The sequence below is a fragment of the Pseudomonas sp. MF6396 genome, assembly GCF_002018915.1.
Lineage (GTDB): Bacteria > Pseudomonadota > Gammaproteobacteria > Pseudomonadales > Pseudomonadaceae > Aquipseudomonas > Aquipseudomonas palmensis.
In genome coordinates this window covers 46,930-62,496 of the sequence record NZ_MVOK01000013.1, presented here as the reverse complement: position 1 = coordinate 62,496, position 15,567 = coordinate 46,930, and the positions used below count along the sequence as shown (strand labels likewise).

Below are 15,567 nucleotides of genomic sequence, written 5' to 3'. Positions count from 1 at the left end.
GGATTTGACCCATGTTCAAGTATATTGGCGACATCGTTAAGGGCACTGGCACCCAGCTGCGCAGCCTGGTGATGGTGTTCTCCCACGGGTTCCGCAAACGCGACACCCTGCAATACCCCGAAGAGCCGGTCTACCTGCCGCCGCGCTACCGCGGCCGCATCGTGCTGACCCGCGACCCCGACGGCGAGGAGCGCTGCGTGGCCTGCAACCTGTGCGCCGTGGCCTGCCCGGTGGGTTGCATCTCGCTGCAGAAGGCCGAGACCGAAGACGGTCGCTGGTACCCCGAGTTCTTCCGCATCAACTTCTCGCGCTGCATTTTCTGCGGCCTCTGCGAGGAAGCCTGCCCGACCACCGCGATCCAGCTCACCCCGGATTTCGAAATGGCCGAGTTCAAACGTCAGGACCTGGTGTACGAGAAAGAAGATCTGCTGATCTCCGGCCCCGGCAAGAACCCTGATTACAACTTCTACCGTGTTGCAGGTATGGCCGTTGCCGGCAAGCCGAAGGGCGCCGCGCAGAACGAAGCCGAGCCGATCAACGTGAAGAGCTTGCTCCCTTAAGGAAGAAAGATGGAATTCGCTTTCTATTTCGCATCCGGTGTCGCCGTGGTGTCCACCCTGCGGGTGATCACCAACACCAACCCGGTGCATGCCCTGCTCTACCTGATCATTTCGCTGATCTCCGTGGCGATGACCTTCTTCGCCCTCGGCGCGCCGTTTGCCGGCGTGCTCGAAGTGATCGCCTACGCTGGCGCCATCATGGTGCTGTTCGTGTTCGTGGTGATGATGCTCAACCTGGGGCCGGCCTCGGTCGCCCAGGAGCGCGGCTGGCTCAAGCCCGGCATCTGGGGCGGGCCGGTGTTCCTCGCCGTCCTGCTGCTGGCCGAACTGCTGTACGTGCTGTTCGTGCAGCCGAGCGGCGCCGCCATCGGTCATACCACCGTTGACGCCAAGGCCGTGGGCATCAGCCTGTTCGGCCCTTACCTGCTGGTGGTGGAACTGGCCTCGATGCTGCTGCTGGCTGCAGCAGTGACGGCGTTCCACCTCGGCCGCAACGAGGCGAAGGAGTAAATCATGTCAGCAATTCCTCTCGAACACGGCCTGGCCGTCGCCGGCATCCTGTTCTGCCTCGGCCTGGTCGGGCTGATGGTGCGCCGCAACATTCTGTTCGTACTGATGAGCCTGGAAATCATGATGAACGCCTCGGCACTGGCATTCATCGTGGCGGGCAGCCGCTGGGCGCAACCGGACGGGCAGATCATGTTCATCCTGGTGATCAGCCTGGCCGCCGCCGAGGCCAGTATCGGCCTGGCGATCCTGCTGCAGCTGTATCGCCGCTTCCACACTCTCGATATCGATGCTGCCAGTGAGATGCGCGGATGAACCTACTCTTTCTGACCTTCGTCTTCCCCCTGATCGGCTTTGTGCTGCTGTCGTTCTCGCGTGGGCGGTTCTCGGAGAACCTGTCGGCGCTGATCGGTGTCGGTTCGATCGGCCTCTCGGCCATCGTGGCCGCCTACGTGATCTGGCAGTTCAACGTCGCCCCGCCTGAAGGCGGCGCGTACAGCCAGCTGCTGTGGCAGTGGATGCAGGTGGGCGACTTCAAGCCCAACTTCACCCTGTACCTGGACGGCCTGTCGGTGACCATGCTCGGCGTGGTGGTCGGCGTGGGCTTCCTGATCCACCTGTTCGCCTCGTGGTACATGCGTGGTGAAGCCGGCTACTCGCGCTTCTTCGCCTACACCAACCTGTTCATTGCCAGCATGCTGTTCCTGATCCTGGGCGACGACCTGCTGTTCATCTACTTCGGTTGGGAAGGCGTGGGCCTGTGCTCGTACCTGTTGATCGGTTTCTACTACAGCAACCGCAACAACGGCAACGCAGCGCTCAAGGCCTTCATCGTCACCCGTATCGGCGACGTGTTCATGGCCATCGGCCTGTTCATCCTGTTCCAGCAACTGGGCACCCTGAACATCCAGCAACTGCTGGTGCTGGCGCCGCAGAAGTTCCAGGCCGGTGATTTCTGGATCGTGCTGGCAACCCTGATGCTGCTGGGCGGCGCTGTGGGCAAATCGGCCCAACTGCCGCTGCAGACCTGGCTTGCAGACGCGATGGCCGGCCCTACCCCGGTATCGGCACTGATCCACGCCGCCACCATGGTGACCGCCGGTGTCTACCTGATCGCACGTACCCACGGCCTGTTCGCCCTGGCACCCGACGTGCTGCACCTGGTGGGTGTGGTCGGCGGCGTGACCCTGGTGCTGGCCGGCTTTGCCGCGCTGGTACAGACCGACATCAAGCGTATCCTGGCCTACTCGACCATGAGCCAGATCGGCTACATGTTCCTGGCCCTGGGCGTGGGCGCCTTCGACGGCGCGATCTTCCACCTGATGACCCACGCCTTCTTCAAGGCCCTGCTGTTCCTTGCCTCCGGTGCGGTGATCGTTGCCTGCCACCACGAGCAGAACATCTTCAAGATGGGCGGCCTGTGGAAGAAACTGCCACTGGCCTACGCCAGCTTCATCGTCGGTGGTGCCGCCCTGGCTGCCCTGCCGCTGCTGACCGCCGGCTTCTACTCCAAGGACGAGATCCTCTGGGAAGCCTTCGCCAGCGGCAACAGCGGCTTGCTGTACGCCGGCCTGGTGGGTGCGTTCATGACCTCGCTGTACACCTTCCGCCTGATCTTCATCGCCTTCCACGGCGAAGCCAAGACCGAAGCCCACGCTGGCCACGGCATCTCGCACTGGCTGCCGCTGGGCGTGCTGATCGTGCTGTCGACCTTCGTCGGCGCCTGGATCCACCCACCGCTGGCCGGCGTGCTGCCGCAGAGCGTCGGGCATGCCGGTGGCGAAGCCAAGCACAGCCTGGAAATCGCCTCGGGTGCCATCGCCATCGCCGGCATCCTGCTGGCCGCCATGCTGTTCCTGGGCAAGCGTCGCCTGGTTACCGCGATCGCCAACAGCGGTATCGGTCGTGTGCTGTCGGCCTGGTGGTTCGCCGCCTGGGGCTTCGACTGGATCTACGACAAGCTGTTCGTCAAACCTTACCTGCTGATCAGCCACATCCTGCGCAAGGATCCGGTTGACCGCAGCATCGGCCTGATTCCGCGTTTGGCCAAGGGCGGTCATGCCGCCATGAGCAAAACCGAAACCGGTCAGCTGCGCTGGTACACCGCCTCGATCGCCATTGGTGCCGTGCTTGTGCTCGGTGCCGTTGTTGTGGCTGCGGTCTGATATGAACCTTGCGACTTTGCGAAAGGAATTGAGCCCGTCATGATTTTGCCTTGGCTGATCCTGATCCCCTTTATCGGCGGCCTGCTGTGCTGGCTGGGTGAGCGCTTCGGCGCCACCCTGCCGCGCTACATCGCGCTGCTGACCATGTCCCTGCTGCTTGGTATCGGCCTCTGGCTGTGGGCCAACGGCGACTACACCCTGGCGCCTGCGCCGGGTGCCGCGCCACAGTGGGCCTACGAGTTCAAAGTGCTGTGGATCGAGCGCTTCGGCATCAGCCTGCACCTGGCCCTGGACGGCCTGTCGCTGCTGATGATCCTGCTCACCGGCCTGCTCGGTGTGCTCTCGGTACTGTGTTCCTGGAAAGAGATCCAGCGCCACGTCGGCTTCTTCCACCTCAACCTGATGTGGATCCTGGGCGGCGTGGTCGGTGTGTTCCTGGCCCTGGACCTGTTCCTGTTCTTCTTCTTCTGGGAAATGATGCTGGTGCCGATGTATTTCCTCATCGCGCTCTGGGGTCACAGCTCCTCGGACGGCAAGAAGACCCGGATCTACGCAGCCACCAAGTTCTTCATCTTCACCCAGGCCAGCGGCCTGATCATGCTGGTGGCGATCCTGGGCCTGGTACTGGTCAACTACGGCAACACCGGTGTGATCACCTTCGACTACACCCAGTTGCTCAAGGCCGACCTGCCGGCGGGTACCGAATACCTGCTGATGCTGGGCTTCTTCATCGCCTTCGCGGTCAAGCTGCCGGTGGTACCGTTCCACTCCTGGCTGCCTGATGCCCACGCCCAGGCGCCGACTGCCGGTTCCGTCGACCTGGCCGGTATCCTGCTGAAGACCGCGGCCTACGGCCTGCTGCGTTTTGCCCTGCCGCTGTTCCCGAATGCCTCGGCCGAGTTCGCGCCGATCGCCATGACCCTGGGTCTGATCGGGATCTTCTACGGTGCATTCCTGGCCTTCGCGCAAACCGACATCAAGCGCCTGATCGCGTTCTCCAGCGTCTCGCACATGGGCTTCGTGCTGATCGGCATCTACTCCGGCAGCCAGCAGGCCCTGCAGGGCGCGGTGATCCAGATGCTGGCCCACGGCCTGTCGGCAGCGGCACTGTTCATCCTCAGCGGCCAGCTGTACGAGCGTCTGCACACCCGTGACATGCGTCAGATGGGTGGCCTGTGGTCGCGCATCGCCTACCTGCCGGCCATCAGCCTGTTCTTCGCCGCGGCCTCGCTGGGCTTGCCGGGTACCGGCAACTTCGTCGGCGAGTTCCTGATCCTGATCGGCAGCTTCGTCAGTGCCCCGTGGGTCACCGCGATTGCCACCTCCGGCCTGGTGTTCGGCTCGGTGTACTCGCTGATCATGATCCACCGCGCCTACTTCGGCCCGGCCAAGTCCGACGAAGTACTGGCCGGCATGGACAACCGCGAACTGATCATGGTGCTGGGCCTGGCGGTACTGCTGATTGTGCTGGGCGTTTACCCGCAGCCGTTCCTGGATACCTCCGCCGCCACCATGAGTGGTGTGCAGCAGTGGCTCGGCTCCGCTTTCACTCAACTCGCTTCGGCCCGGTAAGAGCGCTATGGACCTGACGATTCAACACTTTATTGCGCTTGCGCCACTGCTGATCACCAGTATCACCATCGTCGTGGTGATGCTGGCCATCGCCTGGCGCCGCAATCACTCGCAAACCTTCCTGCTGTCGACCGTGGGGCTGAACCTGGCCCTGCTGTCGATCATCCCGACCCTCAAGGTGGCCCCGCTGGCGGTCACCCCATTGCTGACCGTCGACAGCTTCGCGTGCCTGTACATGGCGTTGATCCTGGTCGCCACCCTGGCCTGCGTGACCCTGGCGCATGCCTACCTGGGTGACGGCGGCAAGGGCTACCCGGGCAACCGCGAAGAGCTCTACCTGCTGATCCTGATGGCGGCCCTGGGCGGCCTGGTGCTGGTCTGCGCGCAACACCTGGCCGGCCTGTTCATCGGCCTGGAGCTGCTCTCGGTACCGGTGTATGGCCTGGTGGCGTATGCATTCTTCAACAAGCGTTCGCTGGAAGCCGGCATCAAGTACATGGTGTTGTCGGCAGCCGGTTCCGCGTTCCTGCTGTTCGGCATGGCGCTGCTGTATGCCGACGCCGGCAGCCTGAGCTTCGACGGCATCGGCAAGGCCCTGGCCACCACCAGCCTGCCAAGCCTGATTGCCCAGCTGGGCCTGGGCATGATGCTGGTCGGCCTGGCGTTCAAGCTGTCGCTGGTACCGTTCCACCTGTGGACCCCGGACGTATACGAAGGTGCTCCGGCGCCGGTCGCCGCGTTCCTGGCCACCGCGAGCAAGGTGGCTGTATTCGCCGTTGTGGTACGCCTGTTCATGCTCTCCCCTGCTGCCAGCAGCGGCGTGCTGACCACCGTGCTGTCGGTGATTGCAGTGGCCTCGATTCTGGTCGGCAACCTGCTGGCGCTGACCCAGAGCAACCTCAAGCGTCTGCTGGGTTACTCCTCGATCGCCCACTTCGGTTACCTGCTGATTGCGCTGGTGGCGAGCAAGGGCATGGCGGTGGAAGCCATTGGCGTGTACCTGGTGACCTACGTGATCACCAGCCTGGGCGCGTTTGGCGTCATCACCCTGATGTCCTCGCCTTACAAGGGCCGTGATGCCGATGCCCTGTACGAGTACCGCGGCCTGTTCTGGCGTCGTCCGTACCTGACGGCGGTACTGACCGTGATGATGCTGTCGCTGGCAGGTATTCCGCTGACTGCGGGCTTCATCGGCAAGTTCTACATCATTGCTACCGGCGTCGAGTCGCAGCTGTGGTGGCTGGTGGGTGCGTTGGTGATCGGTAGTGCGATTGGGGTGTTCTACTACCTGCGCGTGATGGTCACCCTGTACCTGATCGAGCCGAACCTGCGTCGTCACGATGCGCCGTTGAACTGGGAGCAGCGTACCGGTGGTGTGATGCTGCTGGCGATTGCGATTCTGGCGTTCGTGCTGGGTGTTTATCCGCAGCCGTTGCTGGACCTGGTGCAGCATGCAGGTTTGCAGTTGCTTGGTTGAGTGCTGATGCATTGACAGGACACCCCGCTTCGGCGGGGTGTTTTGTTTTTGGCGATTGAACAACCCATCCCCAGCACCGCCGTTGCTCTTGCTCTTGCTCTTGCTCTTGCTCTTGCTCTTGCTCTTGCTCTTGCTCTTGCTCTTGCTCTTGCTCTTGCTCTTGCTCTTGCTCTTGCTCTTGCTCTTGCTCTTGATTGTCCGGCCTGTCAGGAGGCCGAGTGGAGGTGTCGTGCAGGGGGCGGGGCGCAGCCCCTTCGGCGTTAGCCGAAGCGAGCGACTGTTAGAGTTGCGCAGCAACTCGGGTCGCGTGCCCCCTGGACGGCGCCGGAGGGAGGGAACCCGGAGCGAAGCGTAGGGCCGTATGTTTGGCCGGGGACCTTTTGGTTACTTTTGCGTCCTTGCAAAAGTGACCCGCTGTAAGAGCGGAAGGCGTCATTCGCAGCGCTATCCATGCCGGATAAACACACCGCTCGATAAAATCGACGACCGTGAACATATCCAGAGCAGATCAAAAACATGACTGCACTACAGATCACCCACTGTGCTTCGTCTGATACTTGCAACGTCAGATAGCCGCCCAACCGTCCCGGAACCCCTTCGATGCACCCCACCCTGCCCCGCTCGTCCCTCGCCGTATTGATCGCCTGCACCGCCACCGCCCAAGCCAACCCAGGCATCGAACTCGGCCAGGTACTGATCCAGGACCAGGAACACAACGAGCTTCAGGACGCCCGTGAGCGCCTGCAGCAAATCCCCGGGGCCACCAACCTGATCGACATGCAACAGGTCGAACAAGGCCGCGTCGCCAGCAACCAGGACGTTCTCGCCTACCAGCCCGGCGTGTTCGCCCAATCCGCCGGCAACGACGGCATCAAACTGTCGATTCGCGGCTCGGGCCTCAACCGTGCCCCCGGCGCCCACGGCTCCGGCGTATACACCCTGTTCGACGGCCTGCCCCTGACCGGCCCCGGCGGCACGCCCTATGAATTGTTCGAGCCCCTGTGGCTAAGCCGCGCCGAGGTACTGCGCGGCGCCAATGGTTTCGACCGCGGCGCCCTGGCCCTGGGCGGCGCCATCAACTACGTGACCCACACCGGCTACGACGCCGCGCCCCTGCAGGTACGGGTCGAGGCCGGCAGCCGTGGCTACGGCAAACGCCAGGTCAGCTCCGGCCAGGTACTGGGTGACCTGGACTACTACGTCGCCCTCACCGACTCGGAATACGACGGCTACCAGGACCACAGCAGCGGCAGCAGCAAGGGCATCGCCGCCAACGTCGGCTACCGCTTCAACCCCAACCTGGAAACCCGCTTCTACCTGCGTTACCGCGAAACCGAAAACGAACTGGCCGGGCGCCTGACCAAGGACCAGATCAAGCACCACCCGCGCGCTGCCAACCCGCTGTACCTGAGCCGCGACGCCAGCCGCCCGCAACCGGGCAGCACCTGGCTGGGCAACAAGACCACCTTCTACCTCGATGACGACTCGCAGCTGGAAGCCGGCCTGGTCTACCACGACTACCCCATGGACCTGCGTGAAGGCACCAAGCGCCTCAAGGTGGCGTACACCGACGTCAGCGGCACGCTCAACTACCTGCGCCGCGACACCCTGTTCGGCCACGAGAGCAAGACCACCCTGGGCTGGCGCACCACCAAGCACCTGCCCAACACCGGGGCCTCGGAGTTCGTGCGGGTCGAGACCGACCCCACTCAGCCCATAGGCACCAAGACCCGCGACTTCACCTACCAGGGCTCGGACAGCGTCCTCCACTTCAGCAACGAACTGGAACTGGTGCCAGACCTGTGGCTGACCAGCGGCCTGGCGATGATCTATACCCGCCGCGAAAGCGCCGTCACCTATCCGGCCAGCGGCGGCAAGGTCAGCCAGCATGACTGGGACTACGCCCCGCGCCTGGGGCTGCGCTACGACTTCAGCCCCGCGCTGCAGCTGTACGGCAACCTGAGCCGCTCGGTGGAGCCTGCACACCCCTGGGCGCTGATCTGGAGCTCGCCAGCGATCAACGGCCTGCAGACCCAACCCATCGAGCTGCGCAACCAGACCGCCACCACCCTGGAGCTCGGCGCACGCGGCGACTCGCGGCTGGGGCGCTGGGACCTGGCCTGGTACTACTCGGCCGTGCGCCACGAACTGCTGACAGTGGAAACCGTGGCCGCCAGCAGCACCACCAACGCCATCGTCGGCGAGGTGAATGCCAGCCCTACCGTGCACCAGGGGGTGGAAGCCAGCCTCGACAGCCTGCTGTGGGAACACAGCGGAGTTGGCCGGGTGTCGCTGCGCCAGGCCTACACCTTCAGCGACTTCCACTACCGCGATGACGCGGCGTTCGGCGACAACCGCCTGCCCGGCATGCCGATGCACTACTACCAGGCGCAGGTGCGCCTGGACCATCCCAGCGGCTTCTATGCCGGGCTCAACACGCAGATGGCCTCAAAGGTGCAGGTCGACTACGCCAACTCCTACCAGGCCGATGCGTATGCCCTGCTGGGCGCAACCTTCGGCTACGCCTCCCCCCGACAGGACTGGGCCACCTGGCTCGACCTGCGCAACCTCACCAACAAGCGCTATGCCGCAACCGTGACGCCCGGCTACGACGACAAGGGTCTCGATGCCGCACGCTCCACCCCCGGCGAAGGCTTCGCAGCCTACGTGGGCATGTCCTATAGCTGGAAGTGACGCTCGCCAGCGGCGCCTCAGGGCAGTTGCACCTGAGGCTTGGTCGCCACGAAAATCCCCCAGCTGGACATGAACAGCGCCGCGATCAACGGCCCGATGACGAAGCCGTTGAGGCCGAACACCGCCAGCCCGCCCAGGGTCGAGATCAGGATCAGGTAGTCGGGCATGCGGGTGTCCTTGCCCACCAGGATCGGGCGCAGCACGTTGTCCACCAGACCGATCACGAACACCCCGAAGGCGGCAAGCACCACACCCTGCCAGATCGAACCACTGAGCAGGAAGTACGCGGCCACCGGGCCCCACACGATGCCGGCACCCACCGCCGGCAGCAGCGACAGAAACGCCATCAGCACCGCCCACACCAGCGCACTGGGGATATCCAGCACCCAGAAGATGAACCCGCCGAGCGCGCCCTGGGTCACCGCCACCAGCAGGTTGCCCTTGACCGTGGCACGCACCACGCGATTGAACTTCAGTTGCAGGCGACGCTTCTGGTGTTCGGCCAGGGGCACCGCCGTGCGGATCTTGCGCACCAGCTCGGCGCCATCGCGCAGGAAGAAGTACAGCAGGTACAGCATGATGCCGAAGCTCACCAGAAACTCGAACGTGCCCTGCCCGAAGCTGAACGCCTGGGTGGCGAAGAACTGGCTGCCCTGCATCGCGCCCTTGGCGATCTTGTCGCGCAAGCCCTCCAGATCCCCCATGCCCAGGCGTTCCAGGCCATGCTGGGCCACAGCGGGCAGCATGTCCTTGAAGCGCTCGATGTAGCCGGCGATATCCAGTTGGCCGCTCTCGATGTTCTTGTACAGCGTGGCGCCTTCCTGAACCAGCAACGTGCTGATGACGATCACCGGCAGAATCGCGATCAGCAGGCACACCAGCAGCGTGATACCCGCCGCCAGGTTGCGCCGCCAGCCCAGGCGCAACAGCAACCGGCGCTGCAACGGCGCAAACACGATGCCCAGGATCACCGCCCAGAACACCGCGCCGTAGTAGGGCAATAGAATCCAGATGAAGGCCAGGGTCACCAGGACCAGCAACCACATCAGGGCTTTTTGCTGCAATACCGATTCGTTCATGTCCGCTCCTTTGCGCTCTGATGATTAGTGCGCGGCGCACTGCAGAAAGTGCCGTTGCCGTGGATCAATAAAATCGGTGGTGCAGGCGCGTAGCATCCGCGCTTTTGTCGCGACCTTGCCATGACCCACCTCGCCCGACCCGAACTGCTCGCCCCTGCCGGCACCCTGAAGAACATGCGCTATGCCTTCGCCTATGGCGCCGATGCGGTCTACGCCGGCCAGCCGCGCTACAGCCTGCGTGTGCGCAACAACGAATTCGACCATGCCAACCTGGCGCTGGGCATCCAGGAAGCCCAGGCCCAGGGCAAGCGGTTCTACGTGGTGGTCAACATCGCCCCGCACAATGCCAAGCTCAAGACCTTCCTCAAGGACCTGGAACCTGTGATCGCCATGGGCCCGGACGCGCTGATCATGTCCGACCCTGGGCTGATCATGCTGGTGCGCCAGCACTTCCCGGCCATGCCGATCCACCTGTCAGTACAGGCCAATACGGTGAACTGGGCCAGTGTCGCGTTCTGGCAATCCCAGGGCCTGAGCCGGGTGATCCTGTCCCGGGAGCTGTCGCTGGAAGAAATCGAAGAGATCCGCCAGCAGGTGCCGGCGATGGAGCTGGAAGTGTTCGTGCACGGCGCCCTGTGCATGGCGTATTCGGGGCGCTGCCTGCTGTCGGGCTACCTGAACCGGCGCGATGCCAACCAGGGCAGCTGCACCAACGCCTGTCGCTGGCAGTACAGCGCCACCCCGGCCCAGGAAAACGAGGTGGGTGACATCGTGCGCGAAGTCCAGCCGACCCTGGGCGTCGGCGCCCCCACCAACCAGGTGTTCGTGCTGCAGGAAGCCAACCGGCCCGGCGAAGACATGCCGGCATTCGAGGACGAGCACGGCACCTACATCATGAACGCCAAGGACCTGCGTGCCGTGCAGCACGTCGGGCGCCTGACCCGCATGGGGGTGCACTCGCTGAAGATCGAGGGGCGTACCAAGTCGCACTTCTACTGTGCCCGCACCACCCAGGCGTACCGGCAGGCCATCGACGATGCGCTGGCGGGGCGTGAATTCGACCGTTCGCTGATGCTCGACCTGGAGTCATTGGCGCAACGCGGCTACACCGAAGGCTTCTTGCGCCGCCACGTGCACGACGAGTACCAGAACTACGAGCGGGGCAACTCGGTGTCCGAGCGCCAGCAATTCGTGGGCGAGCTGACCGGGGAACGGGTCGACGGGCTGGCCGAGGTCAAGGTCAAGAACCGTTTCGGGCTGGGCGATCACCTGGAGCTGATGACGCCGCGGGGCAACTACCATTTCGACCTGCACCAGCTGCGGGATCGCGCGGGCAATCCGCTGGAGGTGGCGCCGGGGGATGGGCACACGGTGTACCTGCCGATTCCCGAACAGGTGGAGCTGGGCTTCGGGCTGTTGTTGCGGGATCTGAATACGTAGCCACGCTATCGCGGGTCAAGCCCGCCCCCACAGGTAGTGCGCAATCCTGGTGGGAGCGGGCTTGACCCGCGATGCAGCCGACGCTCAACGTGGGCTGCTGGCTACAGCTGCAGTATCCGTCTCACGTATCACCTGCACCTGATACTGCGGGTCCGCCTTGATCTGCGCCTCGGTGAATGGAATGGTGTGCCAGTGCCCGGCCGAGAACGCACGGGTCTGGTCACTGGCATGCACCGACCCCGCCTCGCTGGACTGGGAAAACGCCAGCAGCCCCTGCGCGTGCGGCCCCTTGTCATCGAAACTGACCACCTGCAGGTAACTGGTGCCGCTGATCACGGTGCGCTTGCCCCCCTCGCCCGGCACGCTCTGCATGGCGTTGTACACCCCAAGGCTCGACGGCCCGCCATGCATCGGCGTGCCGTCGCCCGCCTGCTGGATCTGCCCCCACTGCACATTCGCACTCAGCCCGGCCTCGGCCACCTGCGCCTGCGACGCCAATGCCGCCGCACGCACGGCCCTGGCCACCTCGGCACGCTCCAGCGCAAGGCCGCGTGGGGTGTGCTGGGGGTCGGCCGGATCGAATGCCACGCGCCAGAACTCACCGTGCTCCTGCAACGCCTGCAGGATGTTCTGGAAGTGCACCAGGCCGATGCCACTGGCCAGGCCGGCCTTGCCATCCCACGCCTCCAGGCTGTCGCAAACGGCCTTGAGCTGCGGATCGGCCGTCGCGCCCTTGCACCACTGCAGCAGGTCGGGCAGCGCCAGCTCGGCCAGGTACACCTTGTCGTCCATGACCATGTGGTGCAGGTCCTGCGCGCTGATCTTGCCGGGGCGGTTCAACCGCTGCAGGGCAAAGCGGCTGCGCGGGCCCAGGGGCACGTCTTCGCGGCTGATGATCGGCGAGTAGCCGCGCAGCGGCTGCGCCGGGTTGACCATCCAGGCCGAATCGTTGGAGTGCTGTACGAAATCGCCACGCAGCAGGCTGGGCTGCAGTTGCGCGGGGAAGATACCGGGCTGCGCCGCTCGCGCATCGACCTTCCAGTTGCAGGCGCTGCGCGAACCGTCGAGCACGATCAGTTCCAGGCCCGCCGCCGGGTCGCTGCACTGCGCCAGCAGCGGCGCATCCACATAGGGCACCACCGACTGGTTCAGGTACAACGCCTGCCCGCTGGCATCCACTGCCAGGGTGTTGACCCAGGGTATGCCCTGCAGGCGCTGCACCGACTGCTGCAGGGCCTGCAGGCTGTCGGCCTGGTTCATGCTGTACCACTGCTGCAGCACGCGGGTGTTGCCCAGGTTGGCATCACGCAGGCTGAAGGCCACCTGCCCGGTCCAGTCCAGCCGCCCGGGCCACTGTACCAGCGGGCCATAGATCGTGCCGTACAGCTCGCGGGTGACCACCTGCTGCTGGCCGTCCTCAGCCTTGACCGACACGCTCACCGGCTGGCGGGTCATGGGGGTGGACACGCCGTCGAGCAGGTAGCGGGTCGAGTCTTTCGGGTCCAGTTGCAAGCGGTGCAAGGTGAAGTGCCGGGAGGTGTCGACGGTGTGCGTCCAGGCCAGATGCCGGTTGAAACCGATATTGATCAGCGGCAGGCCGGGCAACGCGGCGCCCATCACGTTCAGCTTGCCGGGGATGCTCAACTGCATCTGGTAGAAGCGCATGCCACCCACCCACGGGAAATGCGGGTTGGCCAGCAACAGGCCACGGCCATTGGCCGAACGCTCGTGCCCTATCGCCACCGCGTTGCTGCCGCGCTCAAGCGCAAAGTTGGCCTGGCGCGCCTGGGCCACACTGAAGGCCGCAGCCGGCAACCCCGCCGCTGCACCGGGGGGCACGGCACCGGCCACGGCTTCGACGAACTGCCCGGCCCCACCCTCGACCAGCAGGCGACGGGTCAGCTTGACCAGGTCCAGGGCGGTGATGGGGCGCAGCCACTCGGCCTGCTGGCACTGGGCAGGCAGGCCCTGGGCAGTGCGCTCGGCCAGCGCGCGGTTGTAGCCCAGCGCGTAGCCTTCGAGCAATGAACGGATCGGCGCCGGTTGCGCCTGCCAGTACGCAGACACCGCCGCCGGCGTGTTCAGCCAGGTGAAAAACACGTCGCTGGCCAGGTTTTCACGCTGCTCCAGGGTCAGCGCCTGCGGCCCGAAGAACCGCGAGCGCTCACCGTTGACGGTCACCACTTCGTTGGCCAGCAGGCACAGGTTGTCCTGCGCGTAGGCATACCCGATGCCATAGCCCAGGCCACGCTCATCGCGGGCCACGATGTGCGGCACACCGAAGCTGGTGCGGCGGATCTCGGCCCGGGCCTCGCCCGGCGGCGCCTCGCGGGCGTGGGCTGAACAACTCAGAGCAACCAGCAGGGCCGTCAGGCAGAACGAGGGGATCGAGCGATTGGCAGACACGCGGACTCCGGCAGCATCAGGGTGAACGAACATCCTGACTAGACGAATTTCATCATGAAAATTTACCGCTTTTGCGCCGCTCGTTCGTCTCTCTCTACATAAAGGCAATATTTTTTGCCTTGCCGATGCAGATTTGCCGCGCTCGTTCGTCTTATAGAGTGAGAGCACCACACGCAAACTGGACAGGCTCGGGAAAGGGAGTTTTCACATGTACAACCAGCAACAGCCAATCACACCGCTGCGTTTCAGACGCAAAGCCCACGCGCCGCTGCCGGAAAAGCCCGAAGCGGCTGAACCGGACCGCGCCGGCAACGAACATATCCGCGAACTGCTCAAGGCATTCGGCCTGCGCACCAGCCTGATCCGGCTGAAGGTCATCGATGCGCTGCACGCGGCCGCCAGAGAGGGGCGCAGTATCGGGGTGCGCGGGGTGCACAGCCAGCTCGAGCAGCTGGATATTCCGCTGTCGTTCCTGAGCGTTCGCGAAGTGCTCAAGCGCCTGTGCGTCGAAGGTGTGATCAGCCTGGGCAGCGACAAGTGCTACAGCCTCAACCCCGAGGCTCGCGCGGTGCTGGAACAGCCGGTTTCACGCTAGGCCAACGGCCGGGTGACGCCGGCCGCAGCCTCGCAAGCGGTCAGAACTTGACCTTGCGCCGCATGATGCCGTTCACGATCACGGCCAATACGGCTACGCCGATGGCAATGTACTGGAACACCTTTTCGCTGATCACGCCGGCGTTCTGCAGGTACGAGCCGCCCAGCATGATTGCCAGCACCACCAGGGCAACCAGGATCGAGTATTTCAGGCGTTGAGCTTGAGTCATTGAAAAATCCTTACGACAACGGGTTTGAGGGCCCTACTGCGGCCGGCGGCCATGATACAACGCCACGTCACGCAGGAGGATGTTTCCCGGTTTTTCCCGACGCGACAACCTGAAATCATCCGCCAGGTGTGCCCGTGCCCTGCGTTCAGGGTTGAGCAACCTGAACCACAGCACTGGAGCAGGCTCGCCGCAGACACGCGGCCACGCCCTCCCTGGCGCCGCTGGTTCCTACAACAGACCACCGACTTCCTCACGCAATGTGTACGGAAAGACTACCTCCCCTGACCCGCTTGCTGCCTAGATCTCCCCTTGGCGGTTGACCGAGAATTCCTTCAGGCCACTTGGCAGTTCAACGCTGTCGACGTGGGGCGCGCCGCACCTGGCAAGGATGCTCAGGCACGGACGGCACCCGATGAAGTGGCCCCTTCGCTCATACCGCCAACAAGGAAGTCATCATGGAACTGTGTGACCTGAACAAGATCGACATCGAACAACTGCCCCAGTCACTGCAGATGCTCATCGAATGCATCGGGCTGGAGCATGCCTACCGCCTGACCACCATCTACGGCGGCCGCCCCAAGTACATTCCCAAGCACCGCGAGCGCACCACGCTGGCCGAGATCCTGCCAACCGAAGCGCTGGATGCATTGATCAAGCGCTACGCCGGCATGGCGCTGGAGATTCCCAAGGCCGACCACTTCAATCGCCAGCTGCGCAACCAGCAGATCCAGCAGGAAAGCTCCAATGGCCAGTCACGCAGCGTGCTGGCCGACAAGTACGGGTTGAGCCTGCGCCAGATCGGCAACATCCGGCGCCAGGAAGCGCACACGCGCTAGACACACC

General features: G+C 64.2%; 13 protein-coding genes. 10 read left to right on the top strand and 3 right to left on the bottom strand.

What is annotated here, in order from left to right; translation table 11 throughout:
* Positions 1-11 precede the first annotated feature (11 nt).
* The 7 genes from nuoI (at position 12) to MF6396_RS14965 (ending at position 8,975) form a co-directional block, all read left to right on the top strand.
* Positions 12-560 carry an NADH-quinone oxidoreductase subunit NuoI gene (nuoI, locus tag MF6396_RS15000; protein ID WP_009400993.1) on the top strand — a complete coding sequence of 183 codons (549 nt, stop codon included), beginning with the start codon at positions 12-14 and terminating at the stop codon, positions 558-560.
* A gap of 9 nt (positions 561-569) precedes the next feature.
* Positions 570-1,070, top strand: a complete 501-nt coding sequence (gene nuoJ / locus MF6396_RS14995; protein ID WP_043860871.1) for an NADH-quinone oxidoreductase subunit J — start codon at positions 570-572, stop codon at positions 1,068-1,070.
* Between the two features lie 3 nt (positions 1,071-1,073).
* Positions 1,074-1,382, top strand: coding sequence for an NADH-quinone oxidoreductase subunit NuoK (gene nuoK, locus MF6396_RS14990; RefSeq protein ID WP_010220409.1), 309 nt, complete (start codon positions 1,074-1,076; stop codon positions 1,380-1,382).
* The gene (nuoL, locus tag MF6396_RS14985; RefSeq protein ID WP_043860872.1) at positions 1,379-3,232 is read left to right on the top strand and encodes an NADH-quinone oxidoreductase subunit L; all 1,854 of its coding nucleotides are present in this window, start codon (positions 1,379-1,381) and stop codon (positions 3,230-3,232) included. The genes nuoK and nuoL overlap by 4 nt, the downstream gene beginning before the upstream one ends.
* A gap of 39 nt (positions 3,233-3,271) precedes the next feature.
* A complete protein-coding gene (nuoM, locus tag MF6396_RS14980) occupies positions 3,272-4,804 on the top strand; it encodes an NADH-quinone oxidoreductase subunit M (protein WP_043860873.1) in 1,533 nt (510 codons plus the stop codon).
* Positions 4,805-4,811: 7 nt separating this feature from the next.
* Positions 4,812-6,281, top strand: coding sequence for an NADH-quinone oxidoreductase subunit NuoN (gene nuoN, locus MF6396_RS14975; RefSeq protein ID WP_043860874.1), 1,470 nt, complete (start codon positions 4,812-4,814; stop codon positions 6,279-6,281).
* Between the two features lie 600 nt (positions 6,282-6,881).
* A complete protein-coding gene (locus tag MF6396_RS14965) occupies positions 6,882-8,975 on the top strand; it encodes a TonB-dependent receptor family protein (protein ID WP_078480758.1) in 2,094 nt (697 codons plus the stop codon).
* A gap of 17 nt (positions 8,976-8,992) precedes the next feature.
* Here MF6396_RS14965 and MF6396_RS14960 read toward each other — a convergent pair whose 3' ends face one another.
* The gene (locus tag MF6396_RS14960) at positions 8,993-10,054 is read right to left on the bottom strand and encodes an AI-2E family transporter (RefSeq protein WP_043860876.1); all 1,062 of its coding nucleotides are present in this window, start codon (positions 10,052-10,054) and stop codon (positions 8,993-8,995) included.
* 120 nt (positions 10,055-10,174) lie between these two features.
* On the opposite strand from MF6396_RS14960, the gene trhP reads away from it, so the two are divergent.
* The gene (trhP, locus tag MF6396_RS14955) at positions 10,175-11,494 is read left to right on the top strand and encodes a prephenate-dependent tRNA uridine(34) hydroxylase TrhP (RefSeq protein WP_043860877.1); all 1,320 of its coding nucleotides are present in this window, start codon (positions 10,175-10,177) and stop codon (positions 11,492-11,494) included.
* Positions 11,495-11,578: 84 nt separating this feature from the next.
* Here trhP and pvdQ read toward each other — a convergent pair whose 3' ends face one another.
* Positions 11,579-13,900, bottom strand: coding sequence for a bifunctional acylase PvdQ (gene pvdQ, locus MF6396_RS14950; RefSeq protein ID WP_338013427.1), 2,322 nt, complete (start codon positions 13,898-13,900; stop codon positions 11,579-11,581).
* Between the two features lie 208 nt (positions 13,901-14,108).
* Between pvdQ and MF6396_RS14945 the strand changes: the two genes are divergently transcribed.
* A complete protein-coding gene (locus tag MF6396_RS14945; protein WP_088515161.1) occupies positions 14,109-14,495 on the top strand; it encodes a fe2+ zn2+ uptake regulation protein in 387 nt (128 codons plus the stop codon).
* A gap of 40 nt (positions 14,496-14,535) precedes the next feature.
* Here the strand turns inward: MF6396_RS14945 and MF6396_RS14940 are convergent, their stop codons facing one another.
* Entirely contained in the window at positions 14,536-14,724 is a 189-nt protein-coding gene (locus tag MF6396_RS14940) for a hypothetical protein (protein WP_043860879.1), read from the bottom strand.
* Between the two features lie 455 nt (positions 14,725-15,179).
* On the opposite strand from MF6396_RS14940, the gene MF6396_RS14935 reads away from it, so the two are divergent.
* Entirely contained in the window at positions 15,180-15,560 is a 381-nt protein-coding gene (locus MF6396_RS14935; protein WP_043860880.1) for a Mor transcription activator family protein, read from the top strand.
* Positions 15,561-15,567: the final 7 nt, after the last annotated feature.